The organism is Fictibacillus sp. Mic-4 (genome assembly GCF_049843615.1).
Classification (GTDB): Bacteria; Bacillota; Bacilli; order Bacillales; family Fictibacillaceae; genus Fictibacillus_A; species Fictibacillus_A gelatini.
The window spans coordinates 1-17307 of sequence record NZ_JBBHZM010000051.1 but is presented as its reverse complement, the minus strand read 5'-3'; the positions used below and the strand labels follow the sequence as shown (position 1 = coordinate 17307).

The window sequence follows — 17307 nt, the reverse complement described above, 5'->3', positions numbered from 1 at the left end:
ATTTTTTCTTTAATTGTGGCGAGAGTCCATTTTGAATCTTAGCATCGTATGTATAAATCGAATGATTGCTGGGTGTACGCTGCTTAAAACTGGCCAGACACTAAAGAATTACTTCAATCTTAAATTTCTCAACAACGTCGATTAATTTGAAACTACCTAAATTCGCATTTTTAATGAATTCATCAATACTTCGAAAAACTTGCTCATTTGGATCTTCTTGATGATTCACATTTGTTAAAATAATAATTTTCAAATTGTTTTCTTTGCTTTGGCTTATCCAATACTCTTGGTCATTAAATTCAAAGTTTATTTCGCTACCTCTATTGATTAAACTTAAAAACTCTTCAGTGGAAATTTTGCAGTCCATTTGAAATCCTCCTAAAAATAAAAAAATGAGCTGTTCAAGTCAAAAAACTTAAATGCTTTTTTCATAGGTTTTGAAATATACGGACATCTGATTTACATATCCCAATAAAGAATTCGTGCCCCTTTAAAGTCAGCACCGCCTATTTATGCTCCACCGGTCGCATATGCATATGTGGCAAATTTCCAACCACTTCGTTTTGTCGGCCAATTTACTATACACAGCGATACCTATACATTAATTGCTAACCAGGCTCACTCACCATCAGGAGCAACCATCATGACAGGATTATTATCTGCATAAGTATAGCCATTTTGGGTAATCGGATTTTCCTTTTCTCCTAGTTCTGGATCGAGGGTTAAAAATCTTCCTACCCCTGGATTGTAATAAATAAAAATTTGGTTTATTAATGAACAACAGAATATACACCGAAAATAATCAATAAGGTTGGCTCTCAAAATTTCACTTTGAGAGCCAACCAGGAAAAAGTTTTTTAATTATTTGTTTGATTTTCTGTGATTATATAACAACTTTATAATTTTTTCATCACTAGTATCACAGTTTAGCTTGTTAATATCCTCCAAGTAAAAAGTTGATTCCCCATCCGAAAATCCTTCAAAAGAAATCCGCGAAATTGTTACTTCTTCGGAATTAACATCTTTAACAAATCCAATAATGTCATCTTGAGTTTCAGTCTCATCTATACATACCGATACAATTAAATCTTTTTTCTTTGCAATCATGAGGGACTCCTTGAACAAATTGGTATTCCCGGATATTGTATTTTTATCAGTAAAATCTTCGTGTTTTTGATTTTGAAGAGTATATAATAATTTAATTCTTTTTTCATACTCTCCGTTGGAATCAATTCTAAATACATCTTCTAGCTTTCTAACTATATAACCATCACTCATCCCTTCTGGTGTTACATGTTTCATAATAAACTGTTCTGAGGAAATAGATTCTATGAATCCGACTGAACACTTTTCTGGGTCAAATTGATTTAAATAAGTAGAAAGCACTTCCTTCTTTTTAATTGAACGTTCAAAAATCGAAATAAAATGGGTTGCCTGGTCCATTATACACACTCCATTCTATATTTCTTTCTATTACTTCCGTTTTTTCTTATTACTTCTTGATTTCCAATTTTTCTTTTGCCTCTTTTTTTCACTATGCCGGCCTGGTCTAGGTTTCGTATGCTTGTTCCAATTGCTTTTTCGTTTATTTTTGGTATGTTCCTTAAAGTAATAAACTCCAGCTCCGACAGCAGTTCCTGCTAATACTCCAGCTCCAATTACCCAACCGATTCCTGGTACGAAAAATGCACCTGCTGCCCATGCAAATTCACCATTAGGATCGACTTTTAATACTGGATTATTATCCGCATAAGTATATCCATTTTGAGTAATCGGATTTTCTTTATCGCCTAGATCAGGATCTAGAGTTAAAAATCTTCCAATCTCCGGGTTGTAGTAACGTTGTTGCAAATAATAAAATTTTGTTTCCGGGTCATAACGGTATCCCGCATAACGGAATGGAACTTGAGATGCAAATGAGCCGGACTCTTTAAGGATATTACCCCAGGAATCGTATTCAAACGAAGCAACAACAGCCCCTTGTTCATCTGTTACGGAAGTGACATCACCACGTGCATTTCCGTGGAAGGTGTACGTTTTTCCGCCTTTTGTCATTGTTAATGGACGGTTTCCGTCATCATACACATAGGAGGCGATGACATTTCCGCTTTGATCGGTTTCTAAGACTACATTATTGTTTTCGTCATAGGTGTAGTTGATCGTTGTGGAACCTGTTGTTTTGCTGACACGAAGCCCTTGCGAGTTGTATTGGTACTTCGCAACAGAGGTGCTTCCTTCTTTCACTTCAATCAGGCGGTCTTCAGCATCATAAACGTACGTTCGTTTGCCGTCATTCGTCAAGTTTCCGTTTTTATCATGGGTAACTGATTTTCCGTTGATGGCGGTTAGCTGATTGGCTGCATCATACGTATATTCATCCGTTATAACGGTCGAGCCTTTTGTTACTTTTTTCGATAGACGGTTGCCTACTTCATCGTACGTATATTCATAAGTGTCTCCGTTTGGACGGACTTCTTTAATAAGCTGTTCACTTTTATCATACGTAAATTTAGCGGTTCCATCCTTTGTTTCTTCCGTTAATCGATTGCCTTTCGCATCGTACGTATAATCGAATGATTCAATGAATGCACCACTTGAATTCGTTGTCAAAAAACGAAGTGGCTGACCAGCTCCATCGTAATCATATAGTGTGAAAGTTCCATTCTTATTTTTCAAACCAGCCAATAGATCATTTTCCGTATAAGTGAACGAAGCCGCCGTATTCCCGCTCGTAATGCTTGTCACCTGGTCATTTTTATCTACTTTGCGGTCGACTGTAATCGTTGTCGTGCCTGATGCAAAAGTGCTCTTGACAACGTTGCCGTTCTTGTCATATGTGTATGTGTTTTTCTTTCCGGTTGAATCGGACTTTTCCTTTACTTTGTCATCCGCATCGTAAACATAATTCGTCGTGACCCCTGTCAGGAGATCCTTTTCACTTAATACATTTCCATTGGCATCATACGTAAACTCATAGCGCTTCGAACCATTATGCGAAACTGCCGTTTTTCGATCAGCATTGTTATACGTATTCTCTACAATGCTGCCATTTGGAGAAGTGGTTTTTACTTCATTCCCCACAAGATCATAATCGTACGTAATCTTGCGTCCCAGTGCATCCGTCAATGATGTCTGGTTGTTTCGTTCATCATACGTTGATGTTGTTTTTTGACCTTTCGCATTGATCGTAGCGGTATGGTTTCCTGCTTTATCGTACTCATAAACTGTTGTTTTTCCGTTTTCATCGATGACTTTTGTCAATTTATCGTTGGCATCGTATTCGTATTTCCGGGTATCGCCACCAACGGTTTCTCCGGTTACATTTCCAACATCATCATACGACTTCCAGACGTTGTTGCCGTTTGGATCGGTACTATTAATGACATAGTTCCCTTTGGAATCATATGTTGATTTGGTCCGAATGGACCCGATTTGGGCTTTGGCTGCATCAAACCATGCAGTTCCAGTTTGATCTTTAAACTGGTAATAAACCGTTAATGATTTAAAATCTTTTGTCGCAGCAAAACGTAATGACACATGCTGCCAATCATGGGACTTGCTTTTGTCAAAATCCCCATTCACCCACTGTGTCGTGCCGTCCGTATGGTTAATAGCCACATTCATTTGATACTGGCCTGAAGCGGTTGGAGAATCCACTTTGGAAAACCCGGAAACAGTGATTTCTTGTCCGGCTTTTCCATTGATCGGCAGTTCCTGGCGGACAAACTTATCTACTCCACGCTTGCCGGTTAATTTGAATGACTTTTTCCCTGCATAAGCCGTCGTGGAATCTATTCCGTCAGAAGAGGTCAATGTTCCCGGCAAATACCATCCATCTGGTACTCCGTTACTATCTGTTACTTCAAAATTGCCATTGTCGATTAAATTATAAGCGCCATAATATTCTTCCTCAAGCTGTAGGCCATCGAAATAGTAATCCCCGCTTCCCGTTTTTACATATGCTTTTAACGTAATCGATGTAGTATTACTCAGAAGATCCCCCGGATTGATGACGAGGTGGAGCCTTTCAACTTTGCTTGTTCTAACTAAAAAACGCACTTCATGTTGAAGTGCGTCAGGCGACTGGCAAGGTGATTTGGACGGTCGTTCCTTTTCCTTTTTTGCTTTTAATTTGGAACGTTCCTTTATGTTTTTTAATGATTTGTTGGCTGATCATAAGACCAAGGCCTGTTCCTTTATCCTTTGTCGTATAAAAGGGCTTTCCAATTTTTTTGATATCTTCTTCGGGAATTCCGCAGCCTTCATCTTCAATGGCGATCATGACGTCCTTATCATCGGATGAACATGATACGCGGACGACCCCGCCTTTTTCCATCGACTCGAGCGCATTTTTCACCACGTTAATAAACACTTGTTTCAACCCATCCTCATCACATTCGACAAGCGGCATCTCACCTGTAGATTGAAATTCTATTTCACTATTGTGATTTTCTGCTTCCCTCTTCAACAAGGCAACAACATAATCTAACAGGTCCTCAATGCTTTTTTTCTCATAATCTTTTACTTGTGGTTTAGCCAGAATTAAAAGCTCTGTGACGATTTTCTCAATCCGGTTCAGCTCATCGAACATAATTTGATAATACTTTTGCGCATTTACGGTTTCTCTCGTTTGCAACAGCTGAATAAATCCTTTTAATGCCGTTAAAGGATTGCGGATTTCATGAACGACGGAAGCGGCAAGCTGGCCGACAATCGATAAGGTGTCGGATTTCTTCAGCATTTCCTCCGTCGATTTGACTTCCGTCATATCACAGGCGATGGCATAAACGCCATATACTCTTTGATCCATAATAACAGGAATGGCGGTCATGCCAATTTCTTTTCGTTTTCCATCTTTATCGTAAATGTACGTTTCCCAATTCCGCAATTTTCCGTTCGTGACTTTTTTTAGCTCGCTCGCTGCCCTTTTTGATTCTTGCTCATCAAACAACATTTCAAATGACTGGTGAATGAGCATATCTCTGGAATAACCCGTATATTCTTCGGCAGACTTATTTACATCTTTAATCTTCCCATCAAGGCTAATCGCAAAGACCGTATTCGGGCTATATTCAAATAAAAATTGATAGTTTTGCTCTTCTTCTTTCCTTACAGAACCACTCGAAGCCGTTTTCACGATCAGACAATACAGCGATTCTGGCTGATGGCGAATGGATTGAATTGTCACAATGACCGGAACCATTCGGCCATCTTTCGTATGTAACCACTCTTTCGTTTCGATTTGTCTTTCATCCTCAATCACTAAATCAGGCAAGATGGAGGTAATCGATTGTCCTTCCATCTCTTTTGCCAAATATCCGGATAACATTTCGGCGGCGGGATTGAACGAGTAGATGTTTTGATGATGGGAAAGAAAAATAACTGCATCGGAAAGGTGATGGATAAAGCTTACATCGAATACATCTGCTTTTTCCATTAGACTCATTTTCACAACTCCCTCCGAAATGTTGAAAATTTCTACACGTTAACTATATCAAATTCCGACACAGTTTTGTAACATTATTCGACAAAAAAAGACTAAAATCAAAAATTTTAGTCTTTTCCTTTCATCTATTTCATTGTCCAACTGTTATTTTTTATTGACCCAACCGAGGAGCATTTCACGAACGAACTTGCTTGCCGCAATCGGGGTTTGTTCGGACGGATCATATACAGGAGCCACTTCAACAAGATCCGCGCCGATGACCTTGACGTCAGACTCAGAAATAAGCATTATCGCTTCCAGCAATTCTTTCGATGTAATTCCGCCAGCTTCCGCCGTACCCGTTCCCGGTGCATGGGCCGGATCGAGAACATCGATGTCGATCGTCACATAGACGTTTCTCCCTGCAAGCGTCGGCAACACTTTTTTCAACGGTTCGGCTACGTCAAACTTATAAAGATGCATACCTGATTCCTTTGCAAATTGGAATTCTTCGCGCATCCCTGAGCGAATACCGAATGAATACACATTTTCAGGTCCAATTAACTCGCATGCTTTCCGAATCGGTGTTGAATGGGAAAGCGCCTCTCCCTCGTATTGTTCGCGAAGGTCGGCGTGAGCATCAATATGAATGATCGCATAATCGTCGTATTTCTTTTTCATCGCTTTAAAAATTGGCCAGGAAACAAGATGCTCGCCGCCAAGGCCTAGCGGGAATTTGCCGGCATCGAGCAATTTCCCCACATATTCTTCAATGAGGTTCAAACTGCGCTCAGGGTTGCCAAATGGAAGTGGAATATCCCCCGCATCAAAATAATTCACTTCTTCTAAATGCTTGTCCGCATATGGGCTGTATTCTTCCAGACCTAACGACGCTTCGCGAATGCGGGCAGGGCCAAAACGCGAACCCGGGCGGAAGGAAACAGTCCAATCCATCGGCATCCCGTAAATGACTGCATCACTCGTTTCAAAGTCAGGCTTGCTTAAAATAAACACGTTACCGGAGTAGGCTTCTTCAAATCGCATCAAACAGTCTCCTTTCAGAAAATGGCGGCCCGGGTGCCCCGTAAGCCGCCTTCGCTATTATTTTTTAATTAAATCTTGAACAAACTTTGGAAGGACAAATGCCGCTTTGTGCAGCTCTTTCGTCCAATATTTCGTTTCAATGTCATGGAACCGCTCGTCGCTTACTTCAAGCGGATCATGCTTTTTCGAGCCGATCGTAAATGTCCACAGGCCGCTCGGATAGGTCGGGATATTGGCCGTGTACAGACGGGTGATCGGGAAAATCTCGCTTACATCGGAAAATACTTTCGAAATCAAATCCGGAGTGAACCATGGGTTGTCGGTTTGCGCGACAAATACACCATCTTCTTTCAGCGCTTTGGAAATGCCTTCGTAAAATCCTTTTTCAAACAGCTTGACCGCAGGACCAACCGGCTCAGTGGAATCAACCATAATCACATCATACTTGTTCTCACTTGTTGCAATATGCATAAAGCCGTCGTCCACTTTAACTTCAACGCGCGGGTTGTCAAGTTCGCCGGCAATTTCAGGCAAATATTGCTTCGAGTATTCGATGACTTTTCCATCGATTTCAACCAATGTCGCTTTTTCAACGGATGGGTGTTTCAACACTTCGCGAATAACCCCGCCGTCACCGCCGCCGACGACAAGCACTTGCTTCGGATTTGGGTGGGTAAACAATGGGATGTGCGCCACCATTTCATGATAGACGAACTCATCTTTTTGCGTCGTCATGACCATACCGTCCAAAACAAGCATGTTCCCAAACTCTTCTGTTTCTACCATATCAAGCTTTTGGAATTCCGTTTGCTCCGTCACGTATGTACGTTTGATCTTCGCTGTAATTCCAAAGTTTTTCGTCTGCTTTTCCGTGAACCATAATTCCACGTTCATCACTCCTTTTTTTCTTGATCGCGGCCAGCCAAAACGTAGCGTGCTTCTTTGCCGCTTTTCATTATTCGAAATGCCAAGCATCGTTGTTTTTTAATCAAACATAACGATTATAGCATTTACCTTTTTCATAATCTACTTGCATTTTTATACTCTTTTTATTAAGGCTTCCGTTCTCGCCTTCGCTTCAAAAATGACTTTTTCTTCATCGATCGAAAGCAGCTCCCTGCCCCGCATGACAACTTTCCCATCAATAATGACCGTATCGACATCTTGCCCTGTCGCTGAATAAACAAGGAGCGAAACATCATCATGCGCAGGCGTTAAATGGATCTTGCCCATATCGATGAGCGTGAGGTCGGCTTTTTTCCCGATTTCGATTGACCCGATTTCATCTCCGAGCGCGAGCACTTCGGCCCCATTGATAGTTGCCATTTTTAGCACTTCACCGGCTGATAAGGCAGAGGCATCCTTATAGAGCAGCTTTTGCATCCATGTCGCCGCCTTCATTTCTATAAAAAGGTCCAGCGTGCTTGCGCTGCCGGCTCCGTCTGTGCCGAGGCCGATTGCCATTCCTTCTTTCATTAAACCGGTAACCTCACTTATGCCGCAGCCGAGCTTCGCATTGCTGACCGGGTTATGAATGATGCCGCCTTTTATCTGTTTTAAAATAGCCACATCTTCTTTACTGAAATGAACGCCGTGGGCCAGCAATACGTGGGTGCCGTCAAACATCCCGGCACTTTCCAAATACGCCGTCGGGCTCATTCCGTAGCGCTCCTCGATAATGGCGGTTTCATCCATCGTTTCCGCAAGGTGGGTATGCAGCGGCTTTTCTTTTTCTTTCGCCAATTGGACCACGTCTTTCAAGAACTCCGGCGGACACAAATACGGCGAATGCGGAGCGATCATCGCCGTAATCCGCCCATTTGCTTTTCCGTGCCATTTGTCAACGACGTCCGCCGCTTCCTTCAGCCGCCCTTCATAGTCGGAGTCCATCGCGATCAACCCCCTTGCAAGAGACGCGCGGATTCCGCTTTCCTCTACCGCCCGTCCAATCGTGTCCATGCCGATATACATGTCCGCGTATGTCGTTGTTCCCGATTTGATCATTTCAGCAATAGACAGCATCGCTCCCCAATAGCGGTCTTCATCCGTCATTTTCATTTCCGCCGGTTGCATCTTTTTGTTTAGCCAATCCATTAACGGTAAATCATCACAATAACAGCGTAAGAGCGACATCGGCGTATGCTGGTGCCCGTTGACAAGCCCTGGTATGGCAAGCATCCCTTTCCCATCGATGATCTCATTCTCATTCTCTGCATGCTTCACATTGCCGATTTCATGGAATTTCCCGTCCTTAATGAATATATCGCCCTGGTTGGCGGCCCAATTTCCCTCCTCTAAGACAAGATAACGAATATTTTTAATCAACATGATCGATAACCTCCAATTGATTGCTAGTACTAGTATATCATTCTTTAACTCTTCCCTGTTTAACCGGCGATTGCCCGCATGTTTAAGCGGCCGGGTTCTTTGCAATACTAACAGATAAGAATGCACATGTACTGCATCACCCGTGCATCGAAAGAGAATCAATCACGAAAAGGGAGGCACATTTCGTTGGAAAAGGGTCAACATCGGAAGCGGGTTTTTAAAAAAGGGAAAAGAGCGTTTTTCGCTAAACTGGCTCTTGTGGCAGGCGGCTTCATGTTCGCAAGTTTTCTCGGCCTTTTACTTGCTGCAAGAATGATGGGACCTCCTCCCATTCTCGTGCCGCAAACGACGATCATCCATGCGAATGATGGCTCGGTGATCGGCGAAGTGAAACCATCGGGGCAAAACCGTTATTGGGTGCCTTTAAATAAAATCAGTCCCGCGCTTGTCAATGCTACCGTCGCAATCGAAGACAACAACTTTTACAGCCATCATGGGTTTGATTTCAAACGGATTGCCGGAGCCATCCTTGCCGACATTAAAGCGGGGGGCAAGGTGCAGGGGGCAAGCACAATTACCCAGCAGTACGCCCGCAATCTTTTTTTGACCCATGATAAAACGTGGACGAGAAAACTTATGGAGGCGTTTTATACGCTCCGTCTGGAAATGAATTATTCAAAAAAAGAGATTCTTGAAGGCTATTTAAATACGATCTACTACGGACACGGGGCATACGGCATTCAATCGGCTGCTGAATACTATTTCGGAAAAGAAGCGAAAGACTTAACATTGCCAGAAGCCGCGATGATTGCCGGCATTCCGAAAGGTCCGGAATATTATTCTCCTTTTTCGCATCTCGAGCGGGCTCAACAAAGGCAAGCGACGATTTTAAAGGCGATGCAAAAAAGAGGAATCATCTCAAAGCTTGATGCAGTTTCGGCCCGCCACGCTAAGCTTCATTTTCATGAGCAGCAGGCAATAGCCCCGCCGAAGATCGCGCCATATTTTCAAGATGAAGTGATGCGCATTTTAAAATCAAAATTAAATCTTGATCCGAAATTAATTGATTTTGGCGGTCTTCACATTTATACAACGCTTGATGTAAACATGCAGGAAAAAGCGGAACAGGAAGTAGATGAAGAACTCCGAAAGAACGCTGACATTCAAGCCGCTCTTGTCGCCATGGATCCGAGGAACGGGCAAGTAAAAGCCCTTGTCGGTGGAAAAGATTATGAAGAAAGCCCGTTTAACCGCGCGACACAGGCAACTCGCGCTCCGGGATCGACGTTTAAGCCTTTCCTTTATTATAGTGCATTGGAAAACGGCTACACCCCTTCGACGTCGATCCGCAGTGAGCCAACGACATTCGCGATGGGAACAGGAAGCCAGGAATATGAACCGCACAATTTCAACAACCGCTACGCCTATGATTTTATTACATTAGCACAGGCTTTAGCGTTATCGGATAACATCTATGCGGTAAAGACGAACCTTTTTTTAGGTCCGAAAAAACTTGTAAAAACCGCCCATAAATTTGGAATCAAAAGCCCGCTCGCTCCAATTCCGTCGTTGGCTCTCGGCTCTAAAGGAACGAGCGTGCTTGAAATGACCAATGCCTATAATTTATTCGCAAATGGCGGAAAACGCTTCGATCCGGTATTCATTACGAAAATTACCGATCATTCCGGAAAAGTGATCTATGAAAATGAAAAGAAAGGAAAGCAAGTGCTTGATCGAAGAAAAGCGTTTGTCATGACCGGGCTTCTTACTGGAACGTTCGATGAGCGGCTGAACGATTATACGAAAGTAACGGGTGCTAGCATCAGCAAATATTTAACCCGGCCGGCAGCGGGGAAATCGGGATCGACGCCAAATGACAGCTGGATGATTGGTTTTACGCCGCAGTTAACAACGGGCGTCTGGGTCGGCTATGATCAGGGCCGTATACTTGATCCCGTCCACGATTCAAGCTATTCGAAGAAAATTTGGGTCAAATTTATGGAACATGCGTTAGAAGATCAACCCGTTCTTTCTTTTAAAAAACCAAAAGGCGTCGTAGCCGTTAAAGTCGATCCCGCCAACGGAAAACGCGCCACGAAAAATTGTCCTGTCAAACGCTTGACGTATTATGTGAAGGGAACGGAGCCGAAAGACTATTGCAACGAACACGGGGGACATAAAAAGAGCCAGCATCATAAGAAAAAAGAAAAAAGCTGGTTCCGGAAGCTATTTTCGTGGTGACGAAAACAGTGATTTTGCTTAATTCCGCCATTTCGGGGATGAATTCCGCCGATTTTGGCGATCATTCCGCCAAACTGTGAAAGAATTCCGCCGAATTGAGTAATCATTCCGCCAATTGGTGCAGTAATTCCGCCAATTGGTGCAGTAATTCCGTCCAAAAATAAAATGCCCGGAGGAGTCGGTCTCCTCCGGGCATTTTATTGTCCTAGTAACATTGTGTGTACAATGCTATATACTGGAGTTTACTTCATTCTCATTATTTGTGACAGAGTTTTTAGAAAATGTTCAAAAAAGGTTCATAACTTTTCCAGTTAATCTACCAATTTCTTCACTTCATCACTTGAGCGATTGAACATTTCTTCACTGTGTGACTTCAGGAAATTCCCTAATAGCTTTCTTGATTTTTCATCCATATCGTCGACGATCACATGGCCCTTGATCGACTTATCCATGCGGTTAACATGTTCCGGCAAGCTTTTGTAACCGCGGCGGGCTTCTTTATCAATTTGCATCTCGCATGCCGTGACGCCGTAATAATACGGACCTTCCGCATTGCGGTTAATCGTCACCCAAACGAGCCAGTATAATCTCGGGTTTGGTGTATCTTCACGATTGGGCGTGAATTTAATCCGTTTTTCAACATCGCTCCTCGCATGCATCGCGCCCATGTCAACATAGGCAGTGTTGTCTTCTGGATCAACGATGACAGGCGTCACATGGTCAAGGCTTAATGCGCCAACGCCAAACCCGCCGTGGCCGCTCGTTGAGTCACCGCTAATAATCGTAAAGCCCATTCCCTTTTTCTTATTGTTATTATCCGAATTAAATAGATCTTTCATCTTTATGTCCTCCCGAAACGCTATATTCGACTACATTTATTTTATCACAATTCGGCCCTTTCAAGACTTATACATGATTTGCCTGCTAAAAACGAATTCTATTCATAGAAACCTATTGCAAACCAAACTAAAAACGAATAATATAGTAATCGTGTTAATTTAATGTTCGTTATTTGAGGAGGCTTCTCATGTTATCTTCCTTTTTTAATTTAAAAGAATTAGGAACAAACGTTAAAACGGAAACGTTAGCCGGAACGACAACGTTTTTGACAATGGTCTATATTGTCGTCGTCAATCCAATTATTCTCCATTCTGCCGGCGTTCCTTTTGACACCGTCTTCATGGCAACCATTATTTCTACTGTCATTGGGACACTCTGGATGGCGCTATTTGCCAACTATCCGATCGCCATTGCGCCAGGGATGGGATTAAACGCCTATTTTGCGTCCATCGTCAGCGGGGGACATACGCACATCTCCTACCAGACGGCTTTTGGCGCAGTTTTTGTAGCCGGGATTATCTTTCTGATTTTGTCTTTAACGCCATTTCGGAAAAAATTAATTGAATCGATCCCGGCCAATTTAAAACATGGAATCACTGCCGGAATCGGCCTGTTTATTGCTTTTATCGGGATGCGCCAAACCGGCATCATCACTGCCAATAAAGCGACCCTCGTTGGCCTGGGTGATCTCCATTCGCCGTCTGTATTGCTCGCATTGGCGGGGCTTGCCGCTACACTTATTTTCATGGCGTTAAATGTAAACGGCGCTTTGTTTTTCGGGATGATTGTAACGGGAATTATCGCTTATTTTACAGGTCAGTTGAAATTTAAAGGATTTGTCGCAGTGCCAAAATTGCCGGATCATTTCTTTATTTTTGGCAATCCAGCCACGGCTTTCAGCGATGTTGTTCATTACGGTCTATACTCCGTCGTTTTTTCATTTTTACTCGTGACGATTTTTGATACAACCGGAACAATGGTCGGAGTGGCGGAAAAAGCGGGGCTGATGAAAGGGAATGTGATGCCGCGTGCCCGCCAGGCGCTTCTGGCAGATTCAGTAGCAACAACGGTTGGTGCGGCTTTCGGGACAAGCCCGACAAGTGCTTTTATTGAATCATCTTCAGGTGTGGCTTCAGGAGGACGTTCGGGGCTGACTTCGGTTGTCGTTGCCATTTTATTTATGATTGCCGCTTTCTTCAGCCCATTGGTAAGCGCCATTTCAGGCCTTTCTGCCATCACGGCGCCAACGTTGATCATCGTTGGCAGCCTGATGCTTGGAGCCCTTGGAAAAGTCAATTGGGAAGACTTTGATGAAGCCTTCCCGACATTCTTAATTATTCTAACGATGCCACTCACATCAAGCATCGCTACCGGCATTGCACTCGGTTTCATTTCCTATCCGCTTTTGAAAATTGTCCGCGGAAAATGGCGTGAAGTGCCGATCCTCGTTTACGTATTTGCAGTACTTTTCTTTTATCAGTTGACCTTTTTGCCACATTAATTGATTACAATTTCACAGAGTGTGGGGAAACCTAAGTTTTCTCCACACTTTTTTTATTTAGAAGAAATTAATCGACTTCTCACTCCAATTCATTCAGCCGATTTTAAAGAACATTCAACGTAATTTGGATCATAATTCAACGAAAACAACCCATAATTCAACGGAAATTGATCATAATTCAACCAATTTTAGTATTAATTCAACCGATTTAAGGCATAATTCAACGAATGAAGAAATCAAGTCTATCTGCCTGCTTTTGTCCATTTGAAAGGCTGTCGATTTCTTTCTCGACAGCCTGCGAAACGGGATTACCGCTTCGGTTTTTGTTTAATTAACCATATACCAATATTCCGCAAACCTGCTATCGATTTTCTTCCCTGCCTGTGCCTTTATTTCATTGATAAGAGCTGTAAGCCTTTCTTCTCTTTCAGCCTCACTTTTTGCTTTTTGAATCCCTTCTATTTTCTTTGAAAGACTGTTAATGATGCCGTGATGGGTGATGTATCCTTTATCGGAGCCAATGGCCAATAATTCATCGAGATGGTCGGTATCCATCTTGACCTCAAGGGTGAATGTCCTTTCGCTTTTGTTGCCAGCGCGATCGACTGCCGTAACGGCAAGGGTATGTTCACCTTTTAGTAGTTGAAGAGGGTCAATGTGGATCGGATTGGCAGCGGCCTTTCCGTCCAATGTGAGACTGACTTCAGCTACCCCGCTCCCTTCATCCGTTACAGCCACTTTTTCCTCGAATGTATCGGTTAAAAAGAACGACAACTTGTCCAAATCGTGAATGACCGGCCCTTCTGTATCCGCCCATTCAACGTCTTTAAGATTGAACAATTTCAATTGGTAAACGTCTTTATAGATGGAAGAAATCCCTGAAAGATGAACGAAATCTCCATTATGGAACTTCTCCGTAAACTGGCTGTACGTGACACCTGTCCGTTCATCGACCCGGACGCGTGTCGTTTTCCCATTCCGAATCGCGTCGAACTCGAAAGCGCGATTAAGGGGCATCAAATTTTGAATCACAACATTCTCCAGACGAACGAACTGTCCTTGATTTTGTTCATTTACTTCATCCACTACTTTTGCTTTTGGGACTTCTGATGTTCCGACTTTCTTCATCGCAATAGGGTCCGTTAATTCTCGTTCATTATTAAAAACCGCTATCGGGGCCGTTATGTTGACGACGTCACCCGGGTGGAATCCGTCTTTATCCTGAAAAATATAAATCCCCGCTGATCCATCTTGCAAATAAAAGCCTTTTCCGCCAAAGATGCCAGGTTCTGTCGTAACAATGCCCTCAACTGTTACGATCGATCCTTCCTTTTTTCCTCTGGCGTCAGCAATGGAAATTTTTTCAGGCAGCTGCGGCCGATCTTCCGGCAATGGAACGGCTTTTACATTATCGATCGTCACCGTTTTCGTCAAAATGTTCGTTTTCCCTATTTTTAAGCGAAGATTCGCGGTTCCTTTTGTTCCCGGCTTGATTCGAACGGTCCATTCTTTTTTCGCATGACCGAAGCTGTCCGCTGTCATCGAAAACGCGTCGCTATAATCATAGGAAGTCGGCCATGTGCCGTCTTGCTTTTGAAACTGGGCAACCTGTGTTCCGCCGTCTAAATAAATTCCGACTTTCAAATCAGAAACCGTTTGCCCGGGCAATAAATGGTCAACTGAAACCCGAATTTGAAACGTTTCTGCATTTGGGAGAACGTCCTGGTGAACAAACGAATATTCGGGTTTGACTTCTGCTTCTTTCGTTGCCCCGTACGAACCGGCAGCAAAAGTGGAAGGATCGTACCATTTATAGCCGGGATCCGGAGCGGCCCATGGTTCCGGCTGCGGCTCTGTTGAACGGCTCGGTGTTTCAAAATCAAGCTGTGGCGAAGGTTCATCTAATGAGATTCCTGCCTGGTCAAACGACGTATAGCTTTCTTCTTTAGCGAGCCAGTTAACCAAATTCGTCAGAAACCGGGCATCATTTTGTTCTTTAAAACCGTCATACGTCTTTTTCTTGCTTCCATTTTCTTCTCGCAAGTATTTCGGCGAGGCATCTTCAACGGGTGAAGAATCGCCGATAAAAGCCGCCTTTCCTTTCCCTACTTTCGAAATGGCAGCAAACGGTCCTTCATCTTTCCCACCACCAAAATAAACGCCCTGGTCAACACTATTCGCCCATTTGTCGTCTTTTGTCAAAGCAGGAAGATAAACAAGGCCTTTTGCCTTTTTCGGATCGGTAATGGCTAAGGTTGACCCGGCATGAACTGCGACAGACTGCACACCTTCAGTAATGCCAAAAGCGTCCTTTGGCGAAACGATTGTTGTCGCATTCACATCCCCGACGGCATTGTAACGAAAACGGATGCCAAAGTTGCTGCTTAGCCAGTCCGAGCTTTCAACACCTTGCATGGCAGCGGAATTTTTTTCTTCAGCCGACATTCCTTTCGCCGGATCTGAGTATGCCCCGCGGCGGTATCCATTCATGACCTCCGATGCATCCCAGCGGTTTTTATTGCGGTCGGCATTATAATGATCGGCGATGAAAAAGATGCTTCCGCCGTTTTCAACATATTGGCGCATCGCCTCTTGTTCCGATTTTTTATACGGAATGTTCGCTTCACCAATAACAAACACTTGATAGTTTTTCAAATCGTCATACGTAATCGGACTTGTCTTGCGAAGTTCTTTTACAAAAAACCCTTCATTCGCAATAGCATTGGCAAAGTCGGAAAACCCGCCGTCAATGACCCAATCCGCCGCTCCGGCTGTTTGCCCATGGGTGTTATCAAATAATACTTTTTTCCCGTTTGGAACAGATGGTGTAATTTGCGGCGCCGGATCGTTCGGGCCTTCCGCATGTACCCCTTTTGTATCGCAAATAAAAGGTAACACACCTATACAGACAAATAGCAGAAAAATTTTAATGAACAGCCTGCCCTGTTTCCCCATGTTCTACCCCCGAAAGAAAATAGTAATATGACCCCGGATTAGCGTGATGCCATATTCCAAAAATTATTCTATCATTAACAGTTTGTTGTTTTTTGGGGAAATTTAGCAAGTTGATAGAATTGAATCTTTTGAACCATGTCCAAAGACTTATAAAACATTTTTCCAAGTAGAGGAATTTTATTGTAGGAAGTTGAATACTTATAACTATTTTAAAAGGGGGTCCTGTAATGAGAGAAAAGGAACGCGATACGTTTGACCGGACATTCATAGGGAAACCAGGATGTATGTTAATCCTGTTAATTCTTATCGTCATCATTTCTGTATTATAAAACTAAATTAAATAACGTAAAAAGAAGAGAACAAAGCGGTATGCTTCGGCGTTTTCTTTTCATTTATTTCATATGAACACTGATATCTCCGGCAAATGTATAGTCGAGGTGTGCGAGTCGACTGTTTTTATCGTATATCGATACACTTACTTCTCAACTGTATTTCCGGAATGATCCTTCCCATCCCAAAGTCCTTCTCGTCTTTATCTGAAACAACGAGGGTTTGACAATGCTATTCCCTTTAAACGTGATCGAATAACAAATAGATAATTTTAGGTAACTTTATCGTAAAACGATGAATTAGTTTAGATAGGAACTTAAAATACGATCATTTGTTTGGGTACTAGAAAAAGATAGTACTATCCAACAGTTGAATTCTATAATATATTTCATAAGGGATAGTGATTTTTCTATTATTTTTTTACACCTAAAAGGGGAAAAACAGTACATGAGAAAAATTTTGTCGGTAATGTTATTAATTGTTTCGATTTTGACATCACTAGTAGTATCATCTTTAACCGTATCAGCTGAGAATGGAAACTCAGAAGAGCTTAAAAAACAATATAATATAGGTATTGAAGAGGGGGATATCAGCAAAGAAATATCCTTCAATGAGTGGGAAAAATTAGTCAATGAGAATAATA

The 17307-nt window shown here is 42.7% G+C and carries 14 protein-coding genes; 3 read left to right on the top strand and 11 right to left on the bottom strand.

Going from position 1 to position 17307, the window contains the following annotated elements:
• Positions 1-100 precede the first annotated feature (100 nt).
• The 8 genes from WD019_RS19940 to WD019_RS19905 all read right to left on the bottom strand — a co-directional run bounded on the left by WD019_RS19940 (position 101) and on the right by WD019_RS19905 (position 8797).
• A complete protein-coding gene (locus tag WD019_RS19940; protein ID WP_026678791.1) occupies positions 101-367 on the bottom strand; it encodes a hypothetical protein in 267 nt (88 codons plus the stop codon).
• Between the two features lie 251 nt (positions 368-618).
• On the bottom strand, positions 619-822 hold the full coding sequence (locus tag WD019_RS19935; protein WP_245595270.1) for an RHS repeat domain-containing protein: 204 nt from the start codon (positions 820-822) through the stop codon (positions 619-621).
• A gap of 39 nt (positions 823-861) precedes the next feature.
• Positions 862-1443 (bottom strand): hypothetical protein, encoded by a 582-nt coding sequence (locus WD019_RS19930; RefSeq protein ID WP_026678792.1) that lies wholly within the window; start codon positions 1441-1443, stop codon positions 862-864.
• Positions 1444-1473: 30 nt separating this feature from the next.
• Entirely contained in the window at positions 1474-4059 is a 2586-nt protein-coding gene (locus WD019_RS19925) for an RHS repeat domain-containing protein (RefSeq protein ID WP_425712583.1), read from the bottom strand.
• Positions 4060-4075: 16 nt separating this feature from the next.
• Positions 4076-5446, bottom strand: coding sequence for a PAS domain S-box protein (locus tag WD019_RS19920; protein ID WP_425712582.1), 1371 nt, complete (start codon positions 5444-5446; stop codon positions 4076-4078).
• A 144-nt stretch (positions 5447-5590) separates the two neighbouring features.
• Entirely contained in the window at positions 5591-6469 is an 879-nt protein-coding gene (gene speB / locus WD019_RS19915; protein WP_026678793.1) for an agmatinase, read from the bottom strand.
• A gap of 57 nt (positions 6470-6526) precedes the next feature.
• On the bottom strand, positions 6527-7357 hold the full coding sequence (gene speE, locus WD019_RS19910; RefSeq protein ID WP_026678794.1) for a polyamine aminopropyltransferase: 831 nt from the start codon (positions 7355-7357) through the stop codon (positions 6527-6529).
• 150 nt (positions 7358-7507) lie between these two features.
• Positions 7508-8797, bottom strand: a complete 1290-nt coding sequence (locus tag WD019_RS19905; protein ID WP_425712581.1) for an amidohydrolase — start codon at positions 8795-8797, stop codon at positions 7508-7510.
• Between the two features lie 186 nt (positions 8798-8983).
• Here WD019_RS19905 and WD019_RS19900 point away from each other — a divergent pair, with 186 nt between their 5' ends.
• Positions 8984-11038: a transglycosylase domain-containing protein gene (locus WD019_RS19900; protein ID WP_425712580.1), complete on the top strand. Its 2055-nt coding sequence runs from the start codon at positions 8984-8986 to the stop codon at positions 11036-11038.
• Here WD019_RS19900 and WD019_RS19895 read toward each other — a convergent pair.
• The gene (locus WD019_RS19895) at positions 10990-11196 is read right to left on the bottom strand and encodes a hypothetical protein (RefSeq protein WP_425712579.1); all 207 of its coding nucleotides are present in this window, start codon (positions 11194-11196) and stop codon (positions 10990-10992) included. The genes WD019_RS19900 and WD019_RS19895 overlap by 49 nt on opposite strands.
• Before the next feature lie 153 nt (positions 11197-11349).
• Entirely contained in the window at positions 11350-11877 is a 528-nt protein-coding gene (locus tag WD019_RS19890) for a YwhD family protein (RefSeq protein ID WP_026678797.1), read from the bottom strand.
• Positions 11878-12065: 188 nt separating this feature from the next.
• On the opposite strand from WD019_RS19890, the gene WD019_RS19885 reads away from it, so the two are divergent.
• Positions 12066-13379 carry an NCS2 family permease gene (locus WD019_RS19885; RefSeq protein ID WP_425712578.1) on the top strand — a complete coding sequence of 438 codons (1314 nt, stop codon included), beginning with the start codon at positions 12066-12068 and terminating at the stop codon, positions 13377-13379.
• Between the two features lie 327 nt (positions 13380-13706).
• Here the strand turns inward: WD019_RS19885 and WD019_RS19880 are convergent, their stop codons facing one another.
• On the bottom strand, positions 13707-16334 hold the full coding sequence (locus tag WD019_RS19880) for an endonuclease (RefSeq protein ID WP_425712577.1): 2628 nt from the start codon (positions 16332-16334) through the stop codon (positions 13707-13709).
• Positions 16335-17111: 777 nt separating this feature from the next.
• Between WD019_RS19880 and WD019_RS19875 the strand changes: the two genes are divergently transcribed.
• Positions 17112-17307 (top strand): hypothetical protein (locus WD019_RS19875; protein WP_425712576.1); only part of this gene is annotated, 196 nt, incomplete at its 3' end.

Bases quoted from the DNA above. Each gene is read 5' to 3' on its own strand.
- WD019_RS19940 (WP_026678791.1), bottom strand. From the start codon at position 367: ATGGACTGCAAAATTTCCACTGAAGAGTTTTTAAGTTTAATCAATAGA.
- WD019_RS19930 (WP_026678792.1), bottom strand. From the start codon at position 1,443: ATGGACCAGGCAACCCATTTTATTTCGATTTTTGAACGTTCAATTAAA.
- WD019_RS19920 (WP_425712582.1), bottom strand. From the start codon at position 5,446: ATGAGTCTAATGGAAAAAGCAGATGTATTCGATGTAAGCTTTATCCAT.
- speB (WP_026678793.1), bottom strand. From the start codon at position 6,469: ATGCGATTTGAAGAAGCCTACTCCGGTAACGTGTTTATTTTAAGCAAG.
- WD019_RS19905 (WP_425712581.1), bottom strand. From the start codon at position 8,797: ATGTTGATTAAAAATATTCGTTATCTTGTCTTAGAGGAGGGAAATTGG.
- WD019_RS19890 (WP_026678797.1), bottom strand. From the start codon at position 11,877: ATGAAAGATCTATTTAATTCGGATAATAACAATAAGAAAAAGGGAATG.
- WD019_RS19885 (WP_425712578.1), top strand. From the start codon at position 12,066: ATGTTATCTTCCTTTTTTAATTTAAAAGAATTAGGAACAAACGTTAAA.
- WD019_RS19880 (WP_425712577.1), bottom strand. From the start codon at position 16,334: ATGGGGAAACAGGGCAGGCTGTTCATTAAAATTTTTCTGCTATTTGTC.